The organism is Spirosoma spitsbergense DSM 19989 (assembly GCF_000374085.1).
GTDB classification, from domain to species: Bacteria; Bacteroidota; Bacteroidia; order Cytophagales; family Spirosomataceae; genus Spirosoma; species Spirosoma spitsbergense.
Genome location: NZ_KB893476.1, coordinates 1 through 4,364, shown reverse-complemented (window position 1 = coordinate 4,364; position 4,364 = coordinate 1). Strand labels below are relative to the sequence as shown.

Annotated in this window: 6 protein-coding genes and 1 pseudogene; 2 read left to right on the top strand and 5 right to left on the bottom strand. The window is 47.2% G+C overall.

Annotated features, from left to right (window positions below):
- Window positions 1-394: 394 nt before the first annotated feature.
- The 3 genes from B157_RS0110150 to B157_RS0110140 form a co-directional block, all read right to left on the bottom strand.
- A complete protein-coding gene (locus B157_RS0110150) occupies window positions 395-796 on the bottom strand; it encodes a PIN domain-containing protein (RefSeq protein ID WP_020603221.1) in 402 nt (133 codons plus the stop codon).
- Complete coding sequence (locus B157_RS0110145; protein WP_020603220.1) at window positions 786-1,007, bottom strand: hypothetical protein; 222 nt, start codon at window positions 1,005-1,007, stop codon at window positions 786-788. Before B157_RS0110145 ends, B157_RS0110150 begins: the two co-directional genes overlap by 11 nt.
- A 365-nt stretch (window positions 1,008-1,372) precedes the next feature.
- A complete protein-coding gene (locus B157_RS0110140) occupies window positions 1,373-2,122 on the bottom strand; it encodes an SDR family oxidoreductase (protein WP_020603219.1) in 750 nt (249 codons plus the stop codon).
- A gap of 150 nt (window positions 2,123-2,272) precedes the next feature.
- Between B157_RS0110140 and B157_RS0110135 the strand changes: the two genes are divergently transcribed.
- Window positions 2,273-3,175 carry a histone deacetylase family protein gene (locus B157_RS0110135; RefSeq protein WP_020603218.1) on the top strand — a complete coding sequence of 301 codons (903 nt, stop codon included), beginning with the start codon at window positions 2,273-2,275 and terminating at the stop codon, window positions 3,173-3,175.
- Window positions 3,176-3,422: 247 nt separating this feature from the next.
- Here the strand turns inward: B157_RS0110135 and B157_RS40460 are convergent, their stop codons facing one another.
- Together B157_RS40460 and vapB are read right to left on the bottom strand one after the other, a co-directional pair.
- Entirely contained in the window at window positions 3,423-3,554 is a 132-nt protein-coding gene (locus B157_RS40460) for a PIN domain-containing protein (RefSeq protein ID WP_425423193.1), read from the bottom strand.
- Between the two features lie 241 nt (window positions 3,555-3,795).
- Window positions 3,796-3,999: a type II toxin-antitoxin system VapB family antitoxin gene (vapB, locus tag B157_RS0110125; RefSeq protein ID WP_020603216.1), complete on the bottom strand. Its 204-nt coding sequence runs from the start codon at window positions 3,997-3,999 to the stop codon at window positions 3,796-3,798.
- 211 nt (window positions 4,000-4,210) lie between these two features.
- Between vapB and B157_RS40455 the strand changes: the two are divergent.
- Window positions 4,211-4,364: pseudogene (locus B157_RS40455) on the top strand (IS701 family transposase); the annotation flags it as partial.

Sequence of the window (4,364 nt, the reverse complement as noted above, 5' to 3'; positions counted from 1 at the left end):
ATTTTGCTTTAAAGAAATTGCTGACGCTAAATGCAACTAAGTTGGCTTTGCAGGAACTCAACAGCCTCAAAAGTCAATCTACTCTATTGGCCAAGGCTGCGTAACATCAGTCTTTTAGTTATATAATTGGCGATTAAGTCAACTCACTTTGTTGATTTACGGTTCTTCAGGAACCACTAAATGGCTATTGCCAGAACAATTATAACCAGAACTGGCAAAATGAGACTGCCTCTGTACATCAATCCATAGTCATCACCCGAAGCCGGTTGGACCTGTGTTGTCGTATTCATGTTAGTATGTACAGCAGGATTTGCCAGACCCTTGTTGTATGTTCACTGAACTGGGTTGTAATTGGCTCTACGTCAGGGTATTGTTCTAGGAATTGAATCAGAAGCTACGTACTCTTGATAAGTCGTAAATCCAATCCTGTCAGGTGGTCAAAGTCGTTATCAGTCGTGTGCAACTCCATATCGAAATACAGGGCAGTGGCTGCAATCCACAAATCATTCTTCCCCATATTACGAGCTGACATTCCTGGTAGCAACGGACGCAATTTGAGCTTTCCCTGACTATAGGCGTCAGCCTGTGCATAGAGTTGAGTCAAAGACCTGGATATCTCTATCAGGGGATAATAATCCAGAATAGACTGCATAAAGGAGACCTTTTGGTAGCCCCAATCTGCTTTTAGCGCAAAAGCTTCCAATTCGCCAGCTACAACCATGGGAATAATCGCCCGATCAGGCAATGATTGATAGCGCCGTATATGCTGGATGATTAAATTCGTGTCAAAGACCATTCGCTGTTGACTGACGCTCTTCGCGCAGAATTTCGTCCATACGTCGGTTTTCTTCTTCGGTGAAGCCCAGATCCGGTATTTTGAACGGTTCTTTAGGGGCCACTTCATTCAGAAATCGCTCAACCCCCCATCGACGAATATCTTCGGGTTTGTAAGAGTTTGCCCCCCGTCGCATGGGCGGAATGGGTTCGAGTGGTTTTTTAGTCTCCATTTTTTTTTCGTGTCCAGACCCAATACTTGGTAGTACAGCTACTTAAGTTCTCAACTCTTATACCGGTAGCTTTAGTTTAACTATTGTAAAGTTGACAGTTAATTGTCGTAATCGGATGAGTTATCATCACTGCATCAGCGTGATCGTGTTTGCCTTTAAAGATTTTTTTGCACTGATGACATCAAACGTATTCGTTTTACACGTGCATAGGCAGTCAAAGTAGTTGCTTTTCAAAACGTTTGTCTGAAGGGTATGAATCCATTTAGTAGAGAAACAACCAATTTCCCTCTTCGACAAGCCACTAGTGAGCTTTGTCGAAGAGGGAAATTGGCCAAAGTCAGTTGCCCGTTAGCAAATCGTTATTATTACACATAGATCATTTTGCGGGTCATACCCCCATCTACCGTAAAGTTCTGCCCGGTAATAAAACTGTTTTCGGGCGCAATCAGGAACAGGATCATGCGAGCCACATCGTCGGCCTGGCCCACACGCCCTGCCGGATGCTGGAGATGATCTTCCGGACTCAATTCTTCGGCTTTGGCTTTCCCCTTTTTCTTCAGGGCCGATACGTCGATCCAGCCGGGACTGATCGCGTTGACCCGGATGTCGGGGCCTAAACTGACGGCCAGTGAGTGGGTTAGTGCCAGTACACCGCCTTTACTGGCCGAATAAGCAAACGTATCTGGCTCCGACTGGAATGCCCGTGTCGAGCACATATTGATGATGCTGCCTTTTTGATTGGCCAGGTGCGGGGCCGCGTGCTTGGCGCACAGGAAGGACCCGGTCAGGTTGGTGCCAATCACCCGATTCCATTCTTCACTCGTTAGTTTGTCGAGGGATTTTTCGATCATGATGGCTGCATTGTTAATCAGCGCATCGATTTGACCAAAATGATTGATTGTCTGTTCAACGGCTTTACGGACGTTGTTTTCACTGGATACATCGCAGGAGACGAAGAGGAGCTGTGCGGAGGAGGCTTTGAAGGCTTCACGCAGTTCCGACAACGCTTCAGTATCGGCTTCCCAGATGGCTACCCGGTAGCCGTGGGTGAGTAAATACTGGGTAACGACCCGGCCAATGCCTTGCCCACCTCCGGTGATAATGGCTGTTTTCATACAAGTTGATTGAATCAAATAGGGTAAATCATCCCAACGAACAAATAGGGTCAATTAGTAACAGAATGCCAAAACGGGGCGTTACCATTGGCGTATCCTTATCCAACGGGAAAACGGATTTTCCCGTGGCTACCCCGATTTTATTGCTTCATGCTTCAGATTGCGTTCTCGCCCGTATACCGATTAAGATTACCCGAAGGGCATCGGTTCCCCATGCTCAAGTACGAATTGATTCAGGAACAGTTGCTCTACGAAGGCACCTGCACGGAGGCTAATTTCTTCGCCCCGGCCCCGGTTGATGATCGTTGGGTGCTGGGCGTTCACACTCCGGAATACGTGCAGGCTTTGAAAACCGGCACGGTAGATCCCGCGATGATGCGCCGAATCGGCTTCCCGCTAACCCCCGAACTGATTGAACGCGAGTGGATTATTACGCAGGGAACGATTGACGGTACCCAGATTGCCCGGCGGGATGGCGTGAGCATGAATGTGGCAGGCGGTACCCACCACGCGTTTCCGGATAGGGGAGAGGGCTTTTGTATGCTGAACGATGTGGGAGTAGCCGCGCATTATCTGCTGGAAACCGGTCAGGCAGTAAAGATTCTGGTTATTGACCTGGATGTGCATCAGGGCAACGGAACGGCGGTCATGTTCCGGCAGGAACCCCGCGTGTTCACGTTTAGTATGCACGGGAAAGATAATTATCCACTGAAAAAGGAACAGTCGGACCTGGACATTGAACTGCCTACGGGAACTGCCGACGATGCGTACCTCAATTTGTTGTACGATACCCTGCCCGGCCTGATTCAGCGCGTGCAGCCCGATTTCCTTTTTTACGTATCGGGAGTCGATATTCTGGCGTCGGACCGGCTGGGCAAACTGGCCTTGAGCCGGGACGGGTGCAAAACGCGGGATACTTTCGTGTTTGAGCAGGCTGTCAAACATAACCTGCCCATTGTTGTGTCGATGGGGGGAGGCTACTCCCCCCGCCTGACCGATATCGTGGAAGCTCACTGCAATACCTTCCGGCTGGCAACGAATATGTTTTTCTAATGTTGCAGGGCTTTATACGGGTATGGAATTTAGAATTCTATCTGCCCATAACGAACAGGGCTTGCTGCTGTGGCGGTATTCATTGCTCCTCCAGCCCCCAACCGCTGCCCGGTTTTGTTTTGCAGTTGAAGATAAGAACTAAATTTTGGTGTTGTTCGTCACGCTGGAACTGCTGCTGATGCTTGCACATAGCCGATAGTTTGTTCGTCGCCCCGCCATAGCAGCAAACCCCATGTTGCCTGCTGGCTTACTTCCAAATGCAGTTCACTCCATAATCAGGAAATATCTCATCCCTCGTTGCAATAGGTAAACCGTCAGTCAAGGCTTGCGCTATGATGATACGATCAAATGGGTCACGGTGATGAAACGGAAGTCGTATCAGCCATTGCAGGTGTCCGAAGGTGATGGGTAAATGTCGGTGATGAAACTGGCAATTCGGTTAAAGTCACCTTTTAGTTCCAGTTTCCCGAGACTGCTTTTGATGGCAATTTCCCACAAACTTGCAATGCTCAGAAAACATTTATTTGTAGTGTCAGCAATACTGCTTTTGAGGCTATAGGATAACTGTTCGTCACCATTCAAAAACCAAATGAAAGAATGAGTGTCCAAAAGCAAGTCCATTACATATAGTCTTTAAAGTCTTCCAACGGCTCGTCAAAATCGTCATGCATGACAAAGAATCCTTTTGCGGCACCGAATTGGCGCTGTCTAGTAGGCTCTTGCTTCTTTGCCTTAGTCTTTAAAAACTCAACAAAGTCTTTTACCTCCTTCTTCATCTCACTAGGAAGTGATGAAATTTCCGTCAATAGTTGCAAATCTGTCATTGGAGTTTCGCTTTTTGTAAAGATAAAAAAAGATAGTAATTGGTGAAGGTTGAAAGCTTGCAGGCAACGAACAGGTAGTTGCGATGGCAGGGGTTTCCGAGTTCTGTCCGCCGAAACAAATGCCGATTGAAAAACTAAAGTTCAAAATATGTTTAAAAGCTAAATAACTGAAGTTACGCAAAGTGGTTAAGTGGACAAATTATCTTTGGTAATGCAAACGAACCTTGATTTATATACAGACTATCTGCTCAGTTCATTCGGCCAAACTTCAGCTACCAACATGGCCCGCCTGATGGATGACCAGCTTAGCCATGATGATGTTACTCGATTTTTAAGCCATCCTCATCAACTTGGCCAAACGCTCT